Origin of the sequence: Streptomyces sp. NPDC048650, assembly GCF_043199095.1 — a bacterium.
GTDB lineage: Bacteria > Actinomycetota > Actinomycetes > Streptomycetales > Streptomycetaceae > Streptomyces.
Window position 1 is genome coordinate 252,608 of sequence record NZ_JBICVM010000008.1, and the last position, 20,593, is coordinate 273,200.

Annotated in this window: 19 protein-coding genes; 6 read left to right on the top strand and 13 right to left on the bottom strand. The window is 71.4% G+C overall.

The window, feature by feature from the left end:
* Nucleotides 1–92 precede the first annotated feature (92 nt).
* The 7 genes from ACGFML_RS23940 to ACGFML_RS23970 all read right to left on the bottom strand — a co-directional run bounded on the left by ACGFML_RS23940 (nt 93) and on the right by ACGFML_RS23970 (nt 6,507).
* A complete protein-coding gene (locus ACGFML_RS23940) occupies nt 93–629 on the bottom strand; it encodes a hypothetical protein (RefSeq protein WP_393546795.1) in 537 nt (178 codons plus the stop codon).
* Nucleotides 619–1,011, bottom strand: a complete 393-nt coding sequence (locus tag ACGFML_RS23945) for a carboxymuconolactone decarboxylase family protein (protein ID WP_393546797.1) — start codon at nt 1,009–1,011, stop codon at nt 619–621. Before ACGFML_RS23945 ends, ACGFML_RS23940 begins: the two co-directional genes overlap by 11 nt.
* A 76-nt stretch (nt 1,012–1,087) precedes the next feature.
* Nucleotides 1,088–1,600: an aromatic-ring-hydroxylating dioxygenase subunit beta gene (locus tag ACGFML_RS23950; protein WP_393546799.1), complete on the bottom strand. Its 513-nt coding sequence runs from the start codon at nt 1,598–1,600 to the stop codon at nt 1,088–1,090.
* Entirely contained in the window at nt 1,597–2,916 is a 1,320-nt protein-coding gene (locus tag ACGFML_RS23955) for an aromatic ring-hydroxylating dioxygenase subunit alpha (RefSeq protein WP_393546801.1), read from the bottom strand. Before ACGFML_RS23955 ends, ACGFML_RS23950 begins: the two co-directional genes overlap by 4 nt.
* Nucleotides 2,917–3,911: 995 nt before the next feature.
* Entirely contained in the window at nt 3,912–5,195 is a 1,284-nt protein-coding gene (locus tag ACGFML_RS23960; protein WP_393546803.1) for an MFS transporter, read from the bottom strand.
* The gene (locus tag ACGFML_RS23965; RefSeq protein WP_393546805.1) at nt 5,192–5,479 is read right to left on the bottom strand and encodes a hypothetical protein; all 288 of its coding nucleotides are present in this window, start codon (nt 5,477–5,479) and stop codon (nt 5,192–5,194) included. Before ACGFML_RS23965 ends, ACGFML_RS23960 begins: the two co-directional genes overlap by 4 nt.
* A 122-nt stretch (nt 5,480–5,601) precedes the next feature.
* On the bottom strand, nt 5,602–6,507 hold the full coding sequence (locus ACGFML_RS23970) for an EamA family transporter (protein WP_393546807.1): 906 nt from the start codon (nt 6,505–6,507) through the stop codon (nt 5,602–5,604).
* Between the two features lie 105 nt (nt 6,508–6,612).
* On the opposite strand from ACGFML_RS23970, the gene ACGFML_RS23975 reads away from it, so the two are divergent.
* The gene (locus tag ACGFML_RS23975; RefSeq protein ID WP_393546809.1) at nt 6,613–7,566 is read left to right on the top strand and encodes a LysR family transcriptional regulator; all 954 of its coding nucleotides are present in this window, start codon (nt 6,613–6,615) and stop codon (nt 7,564–7,566) included.
* A gap of 318 nt (nt 7,567–7,884) precedes the next feature.
* On the opposite strand, the gene ACGFML_RS23980 is transcribed toward ACGFML_RS23975, so the two are convergent.
* Both ACGFML_RS23980 and ACGFML_RS23985 read right to left on the bottom strand, forming a co-directional pair.
* Nucleotides 7,885–8,685, bottom strand: coding sequence for a VOC family protein (locus ACGFML_RS23980; protein ID WP_393546811.1), 801 nt, complete (start codon nt 8,683–8,685; stop codon nt 7,885–7,887).
* A gap of 134 nt (nt 8,686–8,819) precedes the next feature.
* Complete coding sequence (locus tag ACGFML_RS23985) at nt 8,820–9,953, bottom strand: acyl-CoA dehydrogenase family protein (protein WP_393546813.1); 1,134 nt, start codon at nt 9,951–9,953, stop codon at nt 8,820–8,822.
* Between the two features lie 265 nt (nt 9,954–10,218).
* On the opposite strand from ACGFML_RS23985, the gene ACGFML_RS23990 reads away from it, so the two are divergent.
* Nucleotides 10,219–11,826, top strand: a complete 1,608-nt coding sequence (locus ACGFML_RS23990) for an AMP-binding protein (RefSeq protein WP_393546815.1) — start codon at nt 10,219–10,221, stop codon at nt 11,824–11,826.
* Nucleotides 11,827–11,830: 4 nt separating this feature from the next.
* Nucleotides 11,831–12,685, top strand: a complete 855-nt coding sequence (locus tag ACGFML_RS23995; RefSeq protein WP_393546817.1) for a PaaX family transcriptional regulator C-terminal domain-containing protein — start codon at nt 11,831–11,833, stop codon at nt 12,683–12,685.
* A 9-nt stretch (nt 12,686–12,694) separates the two neighbouring features.
* Here the strand turns inward: ACGFML_RS23995 and ACGFML_RS24000 are convergent, their stop codons facing one another.
* Nucleotides 12,695–13,462, bottom strand: coding sequence for an HAD family hydrolase (locus ACGFML_RS24000; protein WP_393546819.1), 768 nt, complete (start codon nt 13,460–13,462; stop codon nt 12,695–12,697).
* Between the two features lie 451 nt (nt 13,463–13,913).
* Here ACGFML_RS24000 and ACGFML_RS24005 point away from each other — a divergent pair, with 451 nt between their 5' ends.
* Nucleotides 13,914–14,651, top strand: coding sequence for a TetR family transcriptional regulator (locus tag ACGFML_RS24005; RefSeq protein ID WP_393546821.1), 738 nt, complete (start codon nt 13,914–13,916; stop codon nt 14,649–14,651).
* 94 nt (nt 14,652–14,745) lie between these two features.
* Here the strand turns inward: ACGFML_RS24005 and ACGFML_RS24010 are convergent, their stop codons facing one another.
* The gene (locus tag ACGFML_RS24010; RefSeq protein ID WP_393546823.1) at nt 14,746–15,240 is read right to left on the bottom strand and encodes a hypothetical protein; all 495 of its coding nucleotides are present in this window, start codon (nt 15,238–15,240) and stop codon (nt 14,746–14,748) included.
* Nucleotides 15,241–15,621: 381 nt separating this feature from the next.
* On the opposite strand from ACGFML_RS24010, the gene ACGFML_RS24015 reads away from it, so the two are divergent.
* Nucleotides 15,622–16,239 (top strand): ScbR family autoregulator-binding transcription factor, encoded by a 618-nt coding sequence (locus ACGFML_RS24015; protein ID WP_393546825.1) that lies wholly within the window; start codon nt 15,622–15,624, stop codon nt 16,237–16,239.
* Nucleotides 16,240–16,274: 35 nt separating this feature from the next.
* Here ACGFML_RS24015 and ACGFML_RS24020 read toward each other — a convergent pair whose 3' ends face one another.
* Together ACGFML_RS24020 and ACGFML_RS24025 are read right to left on the bottom strand one after the other, a co-directional pair.
* The gene (locus ACGFML_RS24020; RefSeq protein ID WP_393546827.1) at nt 16,275–18,590 is read right to left on the bottom strand and encodes a bifunctional salicylyl-CoA 5-hydroxylase/oxidoreductase; all 2,316 of its coding nucleotides are present in this window, start codon (nt 18,588–18,590) and stop codon (nt 16,275–16,277) included.
* On the bottom strand, nt 18,575–19,402 hold the full coding sequence (locus ACGFML_RS24025; RefSeq protein ID WP_393546828.1) for an enoyl-CoA hydratase family protein: 828 nt from the start codon (nt 19,400–19,402) through the stop codon (nt 18,575–18,577). The genes ACGFML_RS24020 and ACGFML_RS24025 overlap by 16 nt, the downstream gene beginning before the upstream one ends.
* A 409-nt stretch (nt 19,403–19,811) precedes the next feature.
* Here ACGFML_RS24025 and ACGFML_RS24030 point away from each other — a divergent pair, with 409 nt between their 5' ends.
* Nucleotides 19,812–20,573 carry a DUF6183 family protein gene (locus ACGFML_RS24030; RefSeq protein WP_393546830.1) on the top strand — a complete coding sequence of 254 codons (762 nt, stop codon included), beginning with the start codon at nt 19,812–19,814 and terminating at the stop codon, nt 20,571–20,573.
* Nucleotides 20,574–20,593 lie beyond the last annotated feature (20 nt).

The following is a 20,593-nucleotide window of genomic DNA, read 5'->3' on the forward strand; positions in this document are numbered from 1 at the left end:
GGGTCCGGCAAAGTCGCGAAAAAATGTCCGAGTTGGTGGCATCGCTAAATGCCCCGCTGGGCCGATTGGCAGGAAACTGTACTGCCGTCGGTTCAATCAGCAGTTCGTCCGCGGTGCGGTGACCCGGCCGCGTCCTCCCTTGGAGCGTGAGGACCCTCCGCGCGCCAGGTGCACCCGTCGCCCGCCTGTTCGCACGACACCTTGACGTCCGGTTCCACGTAGCGGGCGGCGATGGCGGAGTTGAGATCCTGGCAGTACCCGCACGGTGACTTGAACGTCAGGACGACGCCGGCGCGGGCAGCCTCTTTGCGGTACCGGAGGATCCCGCAGTCGACGTTACGCAGGACGGTGCCCGAGGGCTGAGCCTCAGTGGACACTGCCGAGTCGTACAGCATGAGCTGACGTTGCAGCCGGGTCATGAAGTGATCGGTAGGCGATACCCCGTCGGGCCGTTGCGCTCGCAGTAGTTCCGCGGTGATGCGGGAGTTCGCCTCAACCCATCCGGCCAGGCCTTCTTCGCCGTGCTCTCCCAGGACGAACTCTTCCGCGGCCGCCTGGGCCTCGAAGTACCGCTGGCGCCACAGGTCGACCTTCTCCGTCGGGTCGAGAGGAGACGTTTCACCGGTCATGGTCCGCGTCCTTCCCTGTGACGTCGTCCAACTCGGCGAAGACCTCCTGGGCAACGCGCAGTCCGTTGTTGGCGACCGGCCAACCGCCGTAGTAGGCGAGCTGAATGATGACCTCGACGATCTTCTCTCGCGACATCCCGAGGTTCAGCGCGGCACCGATGTGGCCCCGCAACTCCCAATCGGTCCGCGCCAGCGCGACCGCGGTCAGTGCGACCAGTTCGCGCTCCTCGAGGCTCAGGTGCGGGCGGTCCCAGATCTCGCCGAACAAGTGGTCGACGGTTATCTGCAGGAACTCCGGATAAGAACCCGCGCGCGGTTCGCGGCCGAAGACCTCCTTGAAGATGGCTTCACCCCGCTCGCGCCGGGCAGACGGCTGATTCATCGATCAACTCCTCCATGTCTTGGCTGCGGCGGCGACGGTTGGGAAGCCGCCAGGGCCGGCTGCTGTCATCGGTCCATCACAGGACGATGCTGAGCTTGCCGTGCTCGTACAACGTCTCGTGGTCGAGCACCACGACCCGTCTCCGGATCCGGAACGACTCGCCCTCAGGGACGAGTTCGAATCGATATTTTCCGACGTAGGCGTCGGAGCGCCCGTGCCCGTAGCGGTATGCGACGACATTTGCCGCCACCTCGAGGTAGCTGCCCTGATCAGCCAGGATTTCCACGTTGCTGATCATGCGATTCGTTCGCGACCGAGGGTCCTCGCACCACACCTCACCATTGAGGAGTTGCTCGATCCGCTGGCGAAGCCGGGCAGCATCGTCGTCGATGAGCCCGAGCGCGTCGGGCGACTCGCCGCGGACGTCGGTAGCCGGCACCACGTAGCGGATGTCGTCGGTCAGCATCTCGTCGTACCACTCGATCAGACGCCACTCGTCGAGCAGCCGAGCCTCACGGAAAAGGAACTGGCTCACCCGGTGCCACAGCCTCACCTGGGCCGCATCGTCGACTATCAGTTCGCTGGTCATTTCTTTTCTGCCCCTTGCAACTCGGCCTGGTGAGCGGCCTCGAAGTGACCGTCGTCGCCGTGCATCAGTCGGTCCCACTGCCGCCAGAATTCGCGGGCAGGAAGCTCGTCGGTCGTCTCGGGGATCTCCTTGTTCATACCGCGTGAGAGATCCGAGTAGCGCACCGTGCGGTTGAGATAACCTCGCTGGCACGACTCGACGATCTCGATGTCGTCGGGAGTGGCGAAGCCAGCGGGACCGAGGAACGTCAGGTAGTGACTCTTGCGGAGTTCCCGGATCTCCGGATCTTCGTCCTTGGGGGCCAGCGCAACCGAGGTGATGGCCATCCGGTCGGCGCCGATCGGTTCAATCTTGCGAATCGTGATCGCAATCGCGTCGATGATCAACAAGTTGGGGAAGATCAGCAACGCGCGATTGGTGCCGGTGATCCGTTCGGCGCGTTCGGCGCCGAACCGGTCGACGAAACGTGCGGCGGTCGCCTCGATTCGCGGCCGGACCTCGGGACCGAACATCGGCGTCCAGTGGGCGAGCGGGCGGGCTGCGGCCGGCGGCAGCTCGTTGGCTCCATGCCCCAGGCCGAGGCCTCGGCCGAAGCCACCTCGTCGTCGTGGTGGCACCGACCCGAGCGACTGCATGTAGCTGACGTAACGCTTGTGCAGTGCACGGAAATGGTAGATGTCGACGCTGTTCTCCATCATGAGCTTCCAGTTGGCTTGAGCCCCGTGGAGTTGCGCGCCTTGGATCACCTCCATTCCGACCTCGGACTGGTCGTCGATCAGATCGAGGTACTCCGTGGCTCCCGCCAGGTACTCGGTCAAGGTGCGCGGTTGCTCCGGATCGAAGGTGACGAAGACAAAACCGCGGTAAGTGTCACTACGGTGCTGCGCCAGGCCGAAGTCCGCCTTCCGAAAGTCCGGCCCGTACCCGTCCGGAATCGGAACCCCGACCAGTTCGCCCCGGTTGGAGAACGTCCAGTCGTGATAAGGGCACCGGAACGATTTGGCCTGCCCGGCCGGCTGCGAGCAGATCAAAGCCCCGCGGTGAGTGCAGCTGTTGGCAAACACCCGGATCACCCCGTCGGACCCGTGCGCCATGACCACCGGGCGCCCGCCGACGTCGCGTGCCACGTAGGAGCCCGGCCCGGGCACCTCCGATTCGTGCCCGACGTACAACCAGCAGCGATCAAAGATCCTGGCCATCTCCCGCGCGGCCACGTCGTCGTCGGTGTAGGCGCGGCGATCCACCCGGAACGAGAGGCGCTCGAGATCATCGACGACGATCGGGTCGTCCACCGGCCGCTGCAGTTCGATCGTCACTGCTCACTCTTTCGCTGTAGTTTCTGGACGGTTCTGACGACCACCTCGCCGTGCGTGCGGCAGCAACGCCGCACTCCGGCTGCGCGGCGTACATTCCGGCCCCCGACGTGTGTCTGACCAAAAGCACCAGTGCGGGGATGTGAAACCCAACACCGGGGGCCGTTCACGACTCTGCAGCCCTCCTAGGTGGAGGATTGCAACAACGGGCAGATTGTCAGTCGCCAAGTCGGTCGTACATAGGACTTAAGACCCATCGCCGGCTGTCGCTGTGCTTCGACGCCCGCCGACAGCCCCATAAGCACGGTTATTGCTGTCGACGGGCCGGCGCCGAGCCCTGGGACGGGCTCCGGGATTAGCGCGACAAGAGGCAGCAGAAGACGCCGGGGTATTGCGTTCTCGGACGGTGAGTCGTTGGCCGGAGTTTTCGCGGGGTAGGCGCCCTCTGTGGAGGCCGCGGAAACGGGTGAGGCCGCATCAGTGATCATGGAGTTGCGAAACTTCACAACACTGAGGAAGACCCTCTCTGCCAAGATCGTGTGAGGCAAGATCTACTCTGCAAATGGTGAGTAGAGGGCGAGCAAGGAGACCCGGCCCGGTAAGTTCCAGCAGCGAGGCACCCGAGAACGTCCTCGGCCGCCTATAGAGCCCGGATCCTGCAGGAGCGCCACGCCGCGATCAGCGACGTGTAGAGGCCCTCACGGCACAGAAGAGCGCCCGGTGCATCGACAGGCACGAGCGTGACACAGCCGAAAGGCCATCAGCGCAGGTCAGTGCCCCAAAGTCGCCCATCGCAGCAGGTCACAGCGCCCCCTGGTCTCTTCCGGGACATCTGACGGGCGGGGGGCGCCGCAGCCAGGAAGCTGATTGCGCTCCCCGGGGCCGTCTGTGGGCCGTCGTCGGTACCTCCGCTTACCTGCCTGTTGAATGACTCGTACACCTGCGGAGCGCACCGTCGACGGCCTCCCAGCCCGTCCTGGCTGCTCGCGGTCGCGGGCTCAGTGGGTCCGTTGCGGAAGGTCGTGGGGAGTACCGGGGCGAGGCGGTGCGACGGCGGGCTGGGCGCCCGGTACGCGGCGGACCGCCACCGGCATCAGCAGGCCGGCGACGGCGAAGAGGCCGCCGAGCGCGAGCCAGCCGGCGGTGGGGTGGCTGCCCAGGCACAGGGCGGCCAGCAGGGAGGGGGCCATGGCCTGGGACGAGCCCTTCCCCAGGGAGAAGAAGCCCTGGTACTGGCCGTGGGCGGACTCCGGGGCGAGCTGGAAGCTCAGACCGAACCCGCCTGCGGAGGTCCAGAGTTCGCCGAGGGTGAGCAGCACCGCGAAGGCCAGGAGCAGTCCGACGGTCGCCGCCGTGCCGCTGCCGCCGGTGCACGCGGCCACCGCGCAGGCGGCCAGCAGGGCCACGCCCGCGCGGCGGCACAGGGCGGCGGCACGGCCGTCATCCTCCACTCCCCTGCTGGCGCGCATCTGGAACAGGACCACCATGACCGCGTTGACCACGACGATCACCGAGACCATGGCCCTCGGGGCGGAGGTGTGGTCGACCACCCACAGCGGAACGGCGAACGAGATCACCTGGAGCTGGAGATTGAGCACGCCGCTGAGGGCGGTGGTGCACACGTACCGGGCGTCGCGCAGCACCTGCCGGCGGGAGACCGGCGGGGCCTGCGGCTCGCCCGTGCCCCCGCGCCGGCCGGTGTCCGGCGGCAGCCACCGCAACGGCACCGCGGCGCCGAGGAAGGTGGCCGCGTTCACCGCGAGCAGGACGGTGTACCACGCGGCGCCGTCCGCCTGGATGGCGAGTGCGGCCAGGACCGCTCCCGCGCCCATGCCGAGGTTGGTCACGACGCGGAGACAGGCACGCAGCCGGACGCGCTCGGCGCCCTCTCCCGCCGCGGCGACCAGCGCGCCGCGGGCCGCGTTGCTGCCCTGGTCGGCAAGGGTGAACACCATCGCGCAGGCCAGGAAGGCGGGGAACGAGCGGACGGCGGTGAAGCAGAGCATGGCCGCGCACTGCACCGCCAGTACGACGGCGAAGACCCGCCGGGGACCGTAGCGGTCGGCGAGGTTGCCGATGGGCACGGCGCCGGTGAGGGCCACCAGACCCGCGACGGTCAGGCCGATGCCGACCTTCGCGACGGGGAGGCCCACGACGCGGGTGAAGTACAGCGAGCTCGTGGGGAGGTACAGGCCGCCGCCGATGGTGTTGACCAGCCAGGAGACGGCCAGCAGGCGTGGCGTGCCGGACGCGGGCAGTGCCTTGCCGAGGAGCCGGCTCATGGGTGGCCCGCCTCCGCCCTCGCGTGCAGACAGTCCCGACGGGGCCCGGCCTGCTTCGCATCCTGCACGGCGCACTGCACCTCGATGCGGGCGGAGCCGTTCCCGGCGGGCGGCGGCACGACGGGGACACCGTCGGCCCTGGTGGGCAGGTCCAGAAGTCCTTCGGCGGTGGGGAGGCGGGTCCAGGCGTGGATCCGGTCGGGCGGCCGGGGAGCCGTGCGGGCCGGCTCCTCGGCGGCGTCGGCCGGCGCACGCACCGGCGGCTCGGACGTCCTTGCAGGCATGCGTGGGTTCCCCTCGATTGACGGCGGGTGAGACACCGGGGAAGAGAAATGCGCTCGCGGGACTTCGATGTCCCCGATGCCTCTTGCGTGCCGACTGGAAAGGGCAGTCGACTTCGCGGGCCTCAGGGTGCCGCGATTGTCACGGCCGTTCGCTCGGTTTCGGGCGGCGTCGGTTTCTTCCTGCATCGCAGCATTCCGACCGCAATGCCGACGACGACAAGAGCCGTGGCGCAGAAGGTCAGCACGGTCATGCGCTCACCCTGGAAAATCCAGGCGGAGGCCAGACCGAATACCGGGACGAGCAGCGAGAAAGGAGCCACGGTCGGCGCGTCATAGGTGCGCAGGAGATATCCCCATGCGGCGAATCCGAACAGCGTGGCACCCCAGGCCACATAGAGCGCGGCACCCGCTCCGCCGAGGTTCAGATGCTGCAGCGCCCGTAGGTCCGCTTCCCAGCCTTCGAAGGGCACGGAAAGGAGCACGAGCGGGACGGGCGGCACGACGCTCACCCAGACCATGAACCGGAAGGTGTCCGGCGGACCCGCCTTCCGCATCGCGATGTTCGACAGGCCCCAGCATGCCGCCGCGCCCACGACCAGCAGGAATCCACCGGATGTGCCGGCTGTCGAGTCCAGCCCGGCCAGCACGATGCCCACCGAGGCGATGCCCATGCCGACGATCTGCACCGGCCGGGCGCGCTCCTTCAGCAGCGCCGCGGCGAAGAACACGGTGAACACCGCCTGCCCCTGGAGCACCAGGGAGGCCAGCCCCGGGGGCAGCCCCGCATGCATACCGATGAACAGCATCCCGAATTTCATGATGCCGAGCGTGACGCCGACCGCAATCACCCAGCGCCAGGCGACTCCGGGCGGCCCGACGAAGAAGAGCGCCGGCAGCGCGGCCAGGAGGAAACGCACCGCGGAGAAGAGCAGCGGCGGAAAATCGCGCAACCCCACGTCGATCACAACGAAATTCATGCCCCATACGGCGGCGACGGCCACCGCCAAGGCAACGTGCACGGGCTTCATGCCAACGGCTCCTGGGGACGCGCTCCTTCGGGGTGTTCCATCACAACAGTCGCCGTCCGTAAGGGCCAGCGAAGGTTTCTGAAAGTGGGGTATTAGCATCGCTTCATGTTCGACCTCAATCGTCTGCGCGCCCTGCGTGCCGTGGCCACCCATGGCTCGGTGACGGGTGCCGCCGCCGCTCTGGGCTACACGCCGTCCGCCGTCTCCCAGCAGATCGCCAAGCTGGAGCGCGAGACCGGCTCCGAACTGCTCGACCGGCAGGGCGGCAAGGTGGAGCTCACGCCCGCGGCCTGGCTGCTCGCGGAGGCGACGGACGAGGTCGTTGCGGTGCTGGAGCGGACCCGCTCGCGCCTGGAGGAACAGCGCGACCAGCCCACCGGGCGGCTGGTGCTCACCGCGTTCCCCACGGCCTGCCGCGGTTTCGCCGCCGCCGCGCTCGCCGGCCTCGCCAGGCGTCACCACGCCCTGGACTGCCGGCTGGTGGAGTCCGACCCCAACCGCGCCATCGGCCTTGTCGTACGGGGAGAGGCGGATGTCGCGGTCGTGCACGACTGGCACAACACCCCGCTGACGCTGCCCTCCTCGCTGTCCGCCGCCGAACTGGGCGAGGACATCGCCGACGTCGCCCTGCCCGAAGGGCACCCGCTTGCCCACCGGGACGTGGTGACCCCGTACGACCTGCGGGAGGAACGGTGGATCGGGCAGGGCTCAGGGGCCATGTGCCATGAATGGCTGGTGCGTTCCTTCTCCGACCTCGACATCGAACCGGACATCGCCTACCAGATCGAGGAATACGAGTCCCAGGTATCGCTTCTGGCGGCGGGCCTGGGCATCACGATGCTGCCCCGACTCGGCCGCGGCCACCTGCCGTCCACCGTCCGCGTCGTCCCGATGGAGCCCCCGCCCTCCCGTCGACTTTCTGCCGTCTGGCGCTCCCAGGCCGACCGTCGGCCCGCCATTCACGCTGCACTGGCGGCGCTGCGCGGACACTGGCCGCGAACGGACAACCACAGGCCGAGCGGGCCGGGTGTTTCCTGTACGGACCCCACTCCGTGCTGAGCTGAACTCCTTCCTTCGGCGCTCCGCTCGCCGCCCGCCCCCGGCCGCCTCAAGGACTCGCCGACGAGATGGGCGACACCGCGTGCCGGGAATTCCGTGGGCGGCGCCACCCACAGGAGTCCACGGGCCCGGGCGCGCCGGGCCTCAGGTCGAGCGCCGTTCATGCAGGTCAGCGGCGTGCGACCGCCCCTCGCGGCAGGTCACGCGGCCACCTGGCGCCTCGGGGACAGCTGAACCGCCCGGACCGGCCCACCCGGGAACGGGGCCGGCGGCCCCGCCCCGCTCCCCGGCACCGCCGGCTGCCCTCAGGCCACGCCCTCAGGCCGCGGCCGCCTCCGGGGTCAGGATCACGAATTCCGCGCCCGCCGGGTCGTTGCACACGGCCAGCCGACCGACGCCTTCGGCGGTCTCCGGGCCCATGGAGACGGTGCCGCCGTGACGGGTCACCAGGGCCACCGTGGCGTCGCAGTCCGTGGAGCCGAACACCGGGTGCCAGTAGGGTTTTCCGCCGTCCTTGAGGAGGTCGGCCGGTACGCCCATGATGCCGCCGTGCATCCGCTCCTCGCCGGTGCCCTCGGGGGCGATGAGTGTGTAGGTGCCGCCACCGCCCGGGAGCGGCATGTCCCGCGTGGTCCAGCCGAATACGGAGTGGTAGAACGCCTGCGCGGCGGGCGAGTCGGTGGTGTAGAGCTCGATCCAGCCGAGGCTGCCGGCGGTGTCCGTCTGCTCCAGGCCCGGGTACCTGCCGGGCTGCCAGACGGCGAAGTCCGCGCCCTGCGGGTCGGTGAGCCGGGCGAACAGGCCGTCGGTGTCACCGACCTCGGCCGGGGGCGTGCGGACCGTGCCACCGGCCTCCTCGGCCGACTTCACCGTGGCGGCCGCGTCCGGGGTGTGGAAGTAGACACTCCAGGCGGGGCGGGCGCCCTCCTCGGTGGATCGGCCGACCGCGCCGACGACCTTGCCGTCGAGACGGAAGAGGTGGTATCCGTCCGCATCCTCGCCGTAGGGCGCGGCCTGCCAGTCGAAGACGGCGCGGTAGAAGGCCGTCGCGACATCGAGGTCGGGGACGCTCAGGTCGAGCCAGCACGGGGAGCCGGGGACGAAGTCAGTAGTGATCATGGCGGACCCTTCCCTTCGCAATGCCCACTTCGCGGTGTGCGGTCCACGAAGCCGGTGCCGCGCTGTGTCGGCCTCGGTTGTACGCCCGCTGTCCAGCCTGACATCCGCCACCGACAACCGCCCGTCGGCCGGTTTCAGGCCCTGGTGCGATAGAGCTCCTTGGCGATGATGGAGCGTTGCACCTCGGTGGCGCCCTCGTAGATGCGCGGGGCGCGGACCTCACGGTAGAGGTGCTCGAGGAGGTGCCCGCGGCGCAGGGCGCGGGCACCGTGGATCTGGACGGCCGCGTCCACGACGTACTGGGCGGTCTCGGTCGCCAGCAGCTTGGCCATGGCCGCGCGACGGGCGATGTCCGGGGCCCCGGTGTCGTAGGCCGAGGCGGCCGCGTACACCAGGAGGCGTGCGGACTCGACGCGGGTGGCCATCTCGGCGAGCTGGTGGCCCACGGACTGCAGGTCCCGCAGCGGGCCGCCGAACGCGGTCCGCGCGCCCGCGTGCGCCAGCGCAGCCTCCAGCGCGGCCTGCGCCATGCCGACCGCGAAGGCGCCCACGCTCGGGCGGAAGAGGTTCAGGGTGGCCATGGCCACGCCGAAGCCGCCGCCGACCGTGCCCAGCACATCCGCACCGGTGACCGGCACCCCGTCGAAGACGAGGGTGCCGATGGGGTGCGGGCTGAGCATGTCCAGGTGCTCGCCGGTCAGGCCCGGCCGGCCCGCCGGGACCAGGAAGGCGGTGACACCACGGGCTCCGGGCGCGCCCCCCGTGCGGGCGAAGACGGTGGTGAAGTCGGCCTCGGGGGCGTTGGAGATCCAGCACTTCTCGCCGGTCAGCCGCCAGCCGCCAGGGCCGTCCGGTTCGGCGGCCAGGGACAGCGCCGCGGCGTCCGAGCCGGCGCCCGGCTCGCTCAGCGCGAAGGCCGCGACCGCCCGCCCGGCGGTCACCTCGGGCATCCACCGGGCGCGTTGGGCGTCGGTCCCGGACTGGACGACGGGGCAGGCACCCAGGCCCTGGAGCGCCAACGCGGTCTCGGCCTCGGTGCACTCCTGGGCGAGGGATTCCCGCAGCAGGCACAGGTCGAGGGCGTTCGGCGGCCCGTCGGCGGGGAACAGGCGGCGCAGCAGACCGAGTTCGCCGAGTGCGGCGACCAACGGGCGGTTGATCCTGCCCTCTTGCCCCTTGTCCGCCAGCGGGCGAAGCCGTTCGGCCGTCACCGCGCGCAGTTCGGCGCACCATTCCAATTCGTCCGATCCCAGCGCGAATACGGTCACGCGGCGGCTCCCTGGTAGCGGTCCGGCGGCAGCGCTGCCTGGTCGCGCATATCGCGATCTGTTGACTGCCGTCACGAACACGTTACGCTGACGAAGGATCCGAACGGCAGTCCCCGAGCACCTCCTGAGCACCGCCCGAGCACTCCCGAGCACTACCTCAGCCGCCCGCAGCCGGACACGTCCGGTTGCCGCACCAGGTCTCGCAGTCCCCCATCCCACCTCCGGCCGCTCACCGGCCGCCTCGCCGCCAGGGGGCGCATCCGCCATGGAGCCACGGTCCTCGGCCCACACCGACACCTTCGCGCGCGACCGGCTGCCGCCCCGCGAGCAGTGGCCGCACCTCACGGACCTCGGCTATCCCGACCGGCTGAACTGCGGCGCGGAACTGTTGGACGCGACCATCGAGCGGCTGGGCCCGGACCGGCCCGCGGTGCGTGACCCGAGCGGGATCGTGTGGACATACGGCGAGCTGCGGGAACAGGTCGATGCGATCGCCCATGTCCTCACGGGGCAGTTGGGCGTCGTACCGGGCAACCGGGTGCTGCTGCGCGGCCCGACCTCTCCGTGGCTGGCCGCCTGCTGGCTGGCGGTGATGAAGGCGGGTGCGGTGGCGGTGACCGTGCTGGCCGCCCAGCGTCCGGCCGAACTCGCCACCATCTGCCGGCTGGGGCAGGTACGCCACGCCCTGTGCGACGTCCGGTGCACGGCCGACCTGGCCCGGGCCGAGGTCCCGGAGCTGCACATCACGGCGTTCGGCGGGGACGGGCCCGGTGACCTGCAACAGCTCGCCAAGACCGGTTCCGGTCCGTACGAGGCGGTGGCGACGTCCGCCGACGACGTCGCGCTGATCGCCTTCACCTCGGGCACCACCGGCCGCCCCAAGGGGTGTCTGCACTTCCACCGGGACGTGCTGGCGATCGCCGACACCTTCTCGGCGCAGGTGCTGCGCCCCGACCCGGACGACATCTTCGCCGGCAGTCCGCCGCTGGGCTTCACCTTCGGCCTGGGCGGGCTCGTCATCTTCCCGCTGCGGGCCGGAGCGTCGGCCTTCCTGACGGACTGGGGCGGGCCCTCGCGGCTGCTCGCCGATGTCGCGGAACACCGGATCTCGGTGCTGTTCACCGCGCCGACCGCCTACCGCGCGATGCTTCCCGAACTCGCCGCGCACGACGTCTCGTCACTGCGCCGCTGTGTGGCGGCCGGTGAGAACCTGCCCGCCGCGACCTGGCACTCCTGGTACGAGGCGACGGGCCTGCGCCTCATCAACGGCATCGGGGCCACCGAACTGCTGCACATCTTCATCTCCGCCGCCGACGACGCGATCCGGCCGGGCACCACCGGGCTGCCGGTGCCGGGTTTCGAGGCGCGGGTGGTGGACGCGGACGGGGCGCCGGTACCGGACGGCGAACCGGGGCTGCTGGCGGTGCGCGGCCCGACGGGGTGCCGCTATCTCGCCGACGGCCGCCAGACCACCTACGTGCGCGACGGCTGGAACCTCACCGGTGACACCTATGTCCGCGAGCCGGACGGCTACTTCCGCTATGTCGCGCGCGCCGACGACATGATCATTTCGGCCGGCTACAACATCGCGGGGCCGGAGGTGGAGGACGCGCTGCTGCGGCACCCGGATGTTGCGGAGGCGGCGGTGGTCGGGCGGGCCGACGAGGAGCGCGGGGCCGTGGTCGTCGCCCATGTGGTGCTGCGGGACGGCGTCCCGCCGGGAGCGGACACCGTCGCCGCGCTGCGCGCCTTCACCAAGTCGCGGATAGCGCCGTACAAATGCCCCCGGGAGATCGTCTTCCGCGCCGCCCTGCCGCGCACCCCCACCGGCAAGCTCCAGCGCTTCCGCCTGCGGGGACCCGCTCTAGAGTGACCCGGTGAGCGACCAGCAAGCGCAGCGCACCCCACGGTCCCTGATCGTCACGTTCTACGGCGCCTACGGGCGCGGCGGACCCGACGGCCCGGACGGTATCGCCGGGCCGGTGCCGGTCGCCGCCCTGATCCGGCTGCTGGGAGTGCTCGGCATCGATCCGCCGTCGGTGCGCTCCGCCGTCTCCCGACTCAAGCGCCGCGGCCTGCTCGTCGCGGACCGCACGGCCTCCGGGGCGGCGGCCTACGGCCTGTCCGACGCCGCGCACCAGCTCCTGGCGGACGGCGACCACCGCATCTACGGGCGGCCCACCGCGCGACTCTCCGACGGCTGGGTGCTGGCCGTCTTCTCGGTCCCCGAGGAGGAGCGGCACAAGCGCCATCTGCTGCGGTCCCGGCTGTCCCGGCTGGGGTTCGGCACCGCGGCGCCCGGCGTCTGGATCGCGCCCGCCCACCTCTACGAGGAGACCCGGCACGCCCTGGAGCGGCTGCGGCTCGACGCGTACGTCGATCTGTTCACCGGTACGCACGCCGGTTTCGAGCCGACCGCCGGGGCGGTGGCCCGGTGGTGGGACCTGGACGCCCTCGCCGCGCAGCACCGTGCCTTTCTCGACGACCACGAACCAGTGCTGCGGCGGTGGACGCGGCGGCGCACGGTGCCCCCGGAGACGGCGTACCACGACTACGTGCTGGCGCTGGACGCCTGGCGCCGCCTGCCGTACGCGGATCCCGGGCTGCCCTCTCCCCTCCTGCCTCAGGGCTGGCCGGGTGGGCGCGCGGCCGAGGTGTTCGGTCGGCTGCACACCGAACTCCGTGCGGCGGGCGCCCGTTACGCGCGGGAGGTGGCGGCCCCCGGCGCGTGACGCACCGCGTCAGCGGCGCCGCGGCGGCCCCGCCATCGCGGCGGCCGAGCGGGGCCGGGCCGCGGCGATCACCGAGACCACGTCCTTGAAGGAGCTGCACATCCGGGTGCCCGCGACCCCGGCCAGCTCGCCGAACGTCCCGGTGCCGTACGTCACCGCGACCGGCTCCATGCGCGCGGTGACCGCCATCCGCATGTCGCTCACGGTGTCCCCCACATACGCGCTCTCCCAGGCCGCGACGCCCAGCCGGCCGGCCGCGCGCAGCACCATCTCCGGGTGCGGCTTGCCGCGCCGGACCATGTCCTGCCCGATGACCGGGCCGACCAGGTCGCGGATGCCCATGACGTCCAGCAGCGCCTCGGCGCCGCGGGTGGACTTGGACGTGGCGACGGCCAGCTCGACACCGTGGGCGCGCAGCGCGGACAGCCCGGCCGTGACGCCGGGGAAGAGCAACTGCGGGCCCTGGCAGAGCACTTCGTAGGAGAAGAGTTCGCGGTAGCGGCTGATGGCGGCCTGCACTCGGCCGTCGTCCTCGGGCTTGCCGAGCAGCCGGCCGAAGGCGGCGCCCGGGGGCTTGCCGATGGCGGCGGCGGCCTGTCGGGCGGTGACCGAACACCCCTGCTCCGATGCCACCTTGACGAGCAGCTTGCTGATCGCGGGGAGGGTGTTGGCGAGCGTTCCGTCCAGGTCGAAGACGGCGGCCCTGATCGTCTCGCCGCCGGCGGCGCTCCGCACGCCTCTGACGGGGCGTTCGCGGAGTTCCGTTGATACACGCATGGCTGGAGACCTTTCCGGATTCCGGTGGATGCGGTGGCTCGGGTTGACCTGCTGGCTCGCCCGGCTCGAACGGCCTGCGGTCGACGGTGGACAGAGGGACAGAGGCGGTCTCGCCATGACGCGGCGCCGTCCCGGGCGGACGCGACAGTCGAGGCGGCTCGACGGAAGCGGATCGTCCCGTCCGTCGCCTCAGGAGATTTAAAAACCGTCCGCGCTGTTTGTCAATGTGCCTCTGTCACGGCTGATGGGTCGACATCACCCCCTTTCAAGGCCCAGACTGGGTGTCGCCAGGGTTCGGCAAGCGGCCTCGATCCGTGCCGGGAGTCCTGCGGCACCTTCTCGCCGCAGCAAGCGCTTCCGGCCAATTCCGCGGAAGAGATAGAACCGCATAGTCGGTTTTTTTGTAGACTCCAACCAAGCTTGCAGCCGTACTAGAGACGGGACGGACACCGTGCCCACGCAGCATCGCGCCATCCAGAGCCGCCAGGCGCTCATCCGCTCGGCCGCCGAGACCTTCCTGGAAAAGGGAGTGCCCGCCGCGGGCATGGTCGAAGTCAGCCGGCGCGCCCGCCTGAGCAAGGGCGCGCTCTACTTCCACTTCACGTCCAAGGACGACCTCACCCTCGCCGTCCACGACAGCGCGCTCGCCACCCTGCAGGAGGTCGAGAACACGCTCGCCCGCTCCCCGCAGCCGCTGGTCGCCGCCGTGCGGGACTTCGCCGTCGAGCTGTTCGAGCGGGTGCAGTCCGATCCCGTGCTCCGCGCCGGACTGCGGCTCCGGTCGGACACCGTCCCGGGGCTCGACATCCACGCCCTGGAGCACCGGTGGTACGCACTCTTCCTCGACAAGGCACTCGCCAACGGCGCCTACGGAGCGGCCTACGGCGGCGACGCGCCGGTCGGCGCGCCGGACTCCGACAGCGAACCGCAGCGCACGGCCCGGCTGCTCACGACGGTCGTGGCGGGGCTGTTGCACCTCGGCGGGGACGACCACGCCTGGTGGGACAAGGAGGCCATCGTCGGGCTCTGGGACCGGCTCGCGGTCGCGCCGGGCGGCGGAGCGACCCTGGAGGGGGTCCCGGCATCGCCCGCCGTGACGCCGGTCGGGGTCGCCGCTCACTCGTGCATGCCCGCCGAGCCCGAGCTCACCGCTCGATCGGCACGGATCCGGTGCGACGCCCCTGGATGAGCTCGCACAGGGCGGGCGGCGCCCGCTCGATGCCGCGCGGAGCAGGGTAGTGCGGGAAGCCCAGCGAGCCGTAGCGGGCGTCGGGGCGGGCCGCCTAGCGCGCCGCGGCGAGCCGTTCGCCGCCCACGGCGTCCAGCAGCACGTCGATGCCGTCCGGGGCCGCGCGCCGTAGCCGGCGTGCGACGGGGCCGGCGCCGCGCACGACGATGTCGTCATAGCCCGGCTCGGCGCGCAGCCGCACCGCCTTGCGCTCGGAGCCGGTATCGCCGACGCCCCGGCGGGCCCCCAACCGCCGGGCGATCCGACCGCCCGACCTGCCCACCCCGCGGGCCGCTCCGGTGACGAACACGGTGCCCCCGGGGCGAACCTCGGCCGCCCGGCGCAGCGCACCCCGGGCGGTGGCCCCCTGCGAGAGGTGCGCGGCAAGGGTGGGCAGCGCGTCCGGATCGATGCGCCGCACCACGGACCCCGGCGCGAGAGCGAACTCCCGCCATCCGTACGGGTGATGCACCGGATCGCCGGGGCGAGGCCGCCGCCGGGGCCACCGCGACTCGCCGACCACCGAGCCCCACAGGGCCTGGCCCGGCACGGACGGTGCCCCACGGGAGCCGGGCACCGGTCGTCCGGGTGCGCATCGCCGCGGTCACCGCCCTCCGGCGGGTGCGCACCGGGTCCTGGCCGGGCCCCGGCCTGGGCACCGACGCCTCGGCGAACGCGAAGTGACCCGGCGTCACCGCACCGCCGACGTGCGCGGTGGGCCGCACCTCCCGGTGGGTGGCGGGCACGGCGGCCGCGGACATCGATCAGCACCTCGCACGCACGGGAACGGCGCCGGATCACTCCGTCGGACGACGTCATGGTCCGATACCGCATGGTTGGCTTCTTTATCATGCGGAATGAGCCTGGGCGGCCCGGGGCGAGGGATCTGCTCAGAGACCACAACTCCAAGAGAGCCTACGGAGGATGATCAGTGGCCAGGCAGGAACGCGCGGTGCGCACCCGGCGCGCCGTCCTCGAAGCAGCGGCCCACGTCATCGGCGCACACGGGTACCAGGCGGCCACCATGGCCGAGATCATCCAGCGGGCCGGGGTCACCAAAGGCGCCGTCTACTTCCATTTCACCTCCAAGGACGCACTGGCCCGCGCCGTGGTCACGGAGCAGAGCCGCCCCTTCCTCCCCCAGGTGAGCGAGTCCCGGCTGCAGGACGCCATCGACTTCACCCACCGGGTGGCGCTGGCGCTGCGCAGCGATGCGCTGTTGCAGGCCGGGACGCGGATCGCGGTCGAGACGTCGTTCAGCGAGGACCCGCTGATGCCGTACCGGTCCTGGACCGACATCGTCACGACGATGTTCACCGACGCCCGGGGCAACGGCGAGCTGCTGCACAGCGTGGTGCCGGATCGGGCGGCGGAGTTCTTCGTCGCCGCTTATATGGGCGTGCAGCTGTTCTCGCAGGCCGCGACCAACCGCGCCGATCTCCCGGAGCGAGTCACGGCCCTGTGGAGACACACCCTGCCGGGGCTGGCGTCGCCCGGGACGCTCAGCCATCTGGACCCGCACGGCCGGAGCGTGCAGGTCACCGTCTGACCCGCCGCCGACCCCGCACCGGCTCCGGCGGCCCGTCAGCGCAGGGTGAGACGGGGCTTGGGGGCATCGGTGCGTCCGGTGGGCGGGGTGCGGCTGCCGGCCCGGTAGGGCAGCGGCCAGGGGGCGCCGGGGCCCTCGTAGCCCTGCTCTGCGGCGGCGTGCAGGGTCCAGTGCGGATCGTACAGATGCGGTCTGGCGAGTGCGCACAGGTCGGTGCGCCCGGCCAGGACGAGCGAGTTGACGTCGTCCCAGGAGGAGATGGCGCCGACGGCGATGACCGGTATGCCGAGGGTGTTGCGGATGCGGTCGGCGAACGGCGTCTGGTACGAGCGGCCGAAGTCGGGTCGTTCGTGGGCCACGACCTGTCCCGTGGACACGTCGATCGCGTCGGCGCCGTGCTCGGCGAAGGCGGCGGCGATCGCCACGGCGTCCTCGGCGGTGGTGCCGCCGTCGGCCCAGTCCGTGGCGGAGATCCGGACCGTCATGGGCCGTTCGGCCGGCCACACCTCCCGGACGGCGTCGAACACCTCGAGGGGGAAGCGCAGCCGGCGCGGCAGGTCACCTCCGTAGGCGTCCGTGCGTGCGTTCGCCAGCGGGGAGAGGAATCCGGACAGCAGATATCCGTGGGCGCAGTGGAGTTCGAGGAGGTCGAAGCCGCAGTCGGTGGCGCGGCGGGCGGCGTCGACGAACTCGCCGCGGATGAGGGCGAGTTCACCCGCGGTCAGCTCGTGCGGGCGCCGGCTGCCGGGCTTGTACGGGAGGGGGGATGCGGCGACGAGGGGCCAGTTGCCGTCGTCGAGCGGTTCGTCGATGCCGTCCCACATGAGTTTCGTGGAGCCCTTACGGCCCGCGTGGCCGAGTTGGACGCCGATCGCGGTACCGGGTGACCCGTCGTGCACGGCGTCGGTGACGCGGCGCCAGGCCTGCGCCTGCCGCTGGGTGTAGAGGCCGGCGCAGCCCGGTGTGATGCGTCCCCGCTCGCTGACGCACACCATTTCTGTCATGACCAGGCCGGCGCCACCGAGGGCGCGGGCGCCCAGGTGGACGAGGTGGAAGTCGCCGGGGACGCCCTCGTGCGCGGAGTACATGTCCATGGGTGAGACGACCACGCGGTTGCGCAGGGTCAGGCCGCGCAACTGGAAGGGGGTGAACATCGGCGGGGTGCCGTCCGGGCAGCCGGATTCGTGCTCGACGGCCCGGGTGAAGTGGCGGTCGCGCAGGCGCAGGTTGTCGTGGGTGACGCGACGGCTGCGGGTGAGGAGGTTGAAGGCGAACTGGTGCGGCAGCTGGTCGAGGTAGGTGGCCAGCTCCTCGAACCAGTGGAGGCTGGCGCGGGCGGCGCGCTGCGTGGAGGCGACGATCGGGCGGCGCTCCTCCTCGTAGGCGGCCAGGGCGCTCGCGGTGTCCGGCTGCTCCTGGAGGCAGGCGGCCAGCGCGAGGGCGTCCTCGACGGCCAGCTTGGTGCCGGAGCCGATGGAGAAGTGCGCGGTGTGCGCGGCGTCGCCGATCAGGACCGTGTTGCCGTGCGACCAGCGGTCGTTGACGACGGTGCGGAAGGCGGTCCAGCTGGAGTTGTTGGAGCGCAGGGGGCGGCCGCGCAGGGCGTCGGCGAAGGTCTTGGCGCACCATGCGGCGGAGTCGTGTGCGTCGGCACGGTCGAGCCCGGCCGCCCGCCAGACCTCCTCACGCATCTCGACGATGACGGTGCTGGCGCCGGATCGCCCCTGCGGCCCCGAGGCGTCCGTCGCGTGGGCGTAGGGGTAGGCGTGGAGCTGGGCGACGCCGTGGGTGGTCTCGGCGATCTCGAAGCGGAAGGCGTCGAAGGCGAAGTCGGCGGCGAGCCAGATGTAGCGGCAGCGGTGGGTGGTCAGCCGGGGCCGGAAGGCGTCGGCGTGGGCGGTGCGGGTGGCACTGTGCACCCCGTCGGCGGCGACGACCAGGTCGTGGGAGCGGGCCAGTTCGGCGGCGGGCGGCGCCTCGGCGCAGAACCGCAGGTCGATGCCGAGGTCGCGGCAGCGCCGGTGCAGGACGGCCAGCAGCCGGCGGCGTCCCAGCGCCGCGAATCCGTGTCCGCCGGAGGTGAGGGTGCGGCCCCGGTGGACGATGTCGATGTCGTCCCAGCGCACGAACTCCGCCTGGAGCGCGCGGTAGACCTCCGGATCGGCGTGCTCGATGCCGCCGAGGGTCTCGTCGGAGAGCACGACCCCGAAGCCGAAGGTGTCGTCGGGTGCGTTGCGCTCCCACACCGTGATCTCGCGAGTGGGGTCGAGGCGCTTGAGGAGCGCGGCGGCGTAGAGCCCGCCCGGCCCGCCGCCGATGACGGCGACCCGCATGGCTACTTCCCCTGCCATTCGGGTGCCCGCTTCGCGGTGAAGGCGGCGTGGAATTCGGCGTAGTCGGCGCTGTTCATCAGGAGTGCCTGGGTGGCGGCGTCCATTTCGACGGCGGCGGCGAGCGGCATGTCGAGTTCCGCGGTGAGCAGCGCCTTGGTCTGGGCGTGAGCGAGTGCGGGGCCCCGGGCGAGTCGCCGGGCAAGCGCCTCGGCAGCCTCATCGGCCCGCCCCTCGTCCGCCAACTCGCTGATCAGGCCGAGGCGTTCGGCCTCAGGGGCGCGTACGGCGTCGCCGAGCATCAGCAGCCGGGTGGCGTGGCCGAGGCCGACGACGCGGGGCAGCAGATAGGCCGCGCCCATGTCGCCGCCGGAGAGGCCGACCTTGGTGAACAGGAAGGCGAAGCGCGCGGAGGGGTCGGCGACGCGGAAGTCGGCGGCCAGCGCGAGCACCGCGCCGGCCCCTGCGGCGATTCCGTGCACGGCCGCGATCACCGGGAACGGCGCTTCCCGCAGGGCCCGGACGACCTGCCCGGTCATGCGGTTGAAGTCGAGCAGCTGTCCGGTGTCCATCGCCAGGGTGGCGCCGATGATCTCCTCGACGTCCCCACCTGAGCAGAATCCGCGGCCCTCGCCGCCGAGGACGAGGGCACGGACGGAGCGCTCCCGGGACAGCTCCGCCAGCAGATCGCGAAGATCCGCGTAGGCCTCGAAGGTGAGCGCGTTGAGCTTCTCGGGGCGCGCGAGGGTGACGGTGACGACGTCGTCGTGGCTGGTCACCCGGAGGTGCTCCCAGTCACTGGTGCGGTGTGCGGATCCTGCGAACGGGCTCATGGGTGTGCCTGCCCCCTTTGGCCGGAAGGCCGGTGCCTGTGACTGGGCGCGGTGAGGTGCGGTCGGCTGAGCTGGGACGCGCTGGGGTGCTGCCTCTTGAAGTTATCACCGTCTTGTTACTGTCGTCACGAGAGCGCGATATCGCATCGCGCGGGGTGGGGGCCCGGCGTAGCTTTTCCGCCAGGCCGCGGCCGACCGACGCGCCCGCTCCGCCCCCGCTCCCCGACACGGCCGGACTGCGGCCCGCGCCACCGAGGACCCCGAGGGGGCTCTACGACCTCGCCACCCGCACCACCCGCACCACCCGCGCCCTGCGCGTGCGCCGGCAGGCCCCCGGCCGGGAACGTCTGGCGCAGGTCCCACGGACAGCTCTCCGGCTGTCCCGGAGCGCGTTGGCGCTCTGCGCCACATGGCCTGGCAGCCGGCACACCAGCCGGACCCCGCGCTGCTGTACCCGCTCTGCGAGCCGACTTCCCGAACGGCTCGACACGGCAACGGAGTTCCGCGCCTGCCCAGGGTCTGTCGTTCGGATCGCGTCGGATCAGGGAGTGGGGTCTGGTGCGTGCAGCTGCAAGGCGGAGGATTGAGGCAACGCGGAGCGTTGTGGGAGGACCGGGTACGGGACACCGCCCTGGTCACCGCGCTCCCCGCCGAATGTGTCGACGGGCTGACGACACGGACGCTGGCAGCCGCGCACACCACGGGCGACGACGTGCCGGCCGACCTGTTCCTCGTCGCGTTCACCGGCACGATTCGCGGCCGGGCGCAGGACGGCGCCTACGCCCGGCCGGCGGCCTGGCGCGGCCTGTATGCGCTGCTGGATCTGGCGCACGACGTGCCCCGCGCCGACGCCGTCCGGTACGCGACCGAGCACCGCCGGCTGCGTCCGGCCGTGGCGGCCGTGGCGGAGGGCACGGACAACGGCTGGTTCGTCGGCGGCCGCACGGAGCACGGATGCGGACATGCACTGAACCGGGGCCCGCAGCCGCGCCGGCCCGCAGCCGCCCTCTCCCCTCTGCCTCCGCCGCTCCCTCTCCCCTGCCCCTGCCCCTGCCCCTGCCCCTGCCCCTGCCCCTGCCCCTGCCGAACGTCCCGTCCGTGGCGGGACCGAAGTCCTTCCGGTCCCGGCCGCCCGGCCCTGTCCCCGTGTGGCGCCCGCTTTCTACGGTGACGGTGTCCCAAAGGGTCCCT

What these genes read in the sequence shown, in the direction of transcription:
- ACGFML_RS23970 (WP_393546807.1), bottom strand. Translation starts at nt 6,507, where the DNA reads ATGAAGCCCGTGCACGTTGCCTTGGCGGTGGCCGTCGCCGCCGTATGG.
- ACGFML_RS24020 (WP_393546827.1), bottom strand. Translation starts at nt 18,590, where the DNA reads ATGGCAGGGGAAGTAGCCATGCGGGTCGCCGTCATCGGCGGCGGGCCG.
- ACGFML_RS24030 (WP_393546830.1), top strand. Translation starts at nt 19,812, where the DNA reads ATGGCCTGGCAGCCGGCACACCAGCCGGACCCCGCGCTGCTGTACCCG.
- ACGFML_RS23960 (WP_393546803.1), bottom strand. Translation starts at nt 5,195, where the DNA reads ATGAGCCGGCTCCTCGGCAAGGCACTGCCCGCGTCCGGCACGCCACGC.
- ACGFML_RS23990 (WP_393546815.1), top strand. Translation starts at nt 10,219, where the DNA reads ATGGAGCCACGGTCCTCGGCCCACACCGACACCTTCGCGCGCGACCGG.
- ACGFML_RS23950 (WP_393546799.1), bottom strand. Translation starts at nt 1,600, where the DNA reads ATGACCAGCGAACTGATAGTCGACGATGCGGCCCAGGTGAGGCTGTGG.
- ACGFML_RS24025 (WP_393546828.1), bottom strand. Translation starts at nt 19,402, where the DNA reads ATGAGCCCGTTCGCAGGATCCGCACACCGCACCAGTGACTGGGAGCAC.
- ACGFML_RS23965 (WP_393546805.1), bottom strand. Translation starts at nt 5,479, where the DNA reads ATGCCTGCAAGGACGTCCGAGCCGCCGGTGCGTGCGCCGGCCGACGCC.
- ACGFML_RS23980 (WP_393546811.1), bottom strand. Translation starts at nt 8,685, where the DNA reads ATGATCACTACTGACTTCGTCCCCGGCTCCCCGTGCTGGCTCGACCTG.
- ACGFML_RS23945 (WP_393546797.1), bottom strand. Translation starts at nt 1,011, where the DNA reads ATGAATCAGCCGTCTGCCCGGCGCGAGCGGGGTGAAGCCATCTTCAAG.
- ACGFML_RS24000 (WP_393546819.1), bottom strand. Translation starts at nt 13,462, where the DNA reads ATGCGTGTATCAACGGAACTCCGCGAACGCCCCGTCAGAGGCGTGCGG.
- ACGFML_RS23975 (WP_393546809.1), top strand. Translation starts at nt 6,613, where the DNA reads ATGTTCGACCTCAATCGTCTGCGCGCCCTGCGTGCCGTGGCCACCCAT.
- ACGFML_RS23940 (WP_393546795.1), bottom strand. Translation starts at nt 629, where the DNA reads ATGACCGGTGAAACGTCTCCTCTCGACCCGACGGAGAAGGTCGACCTG.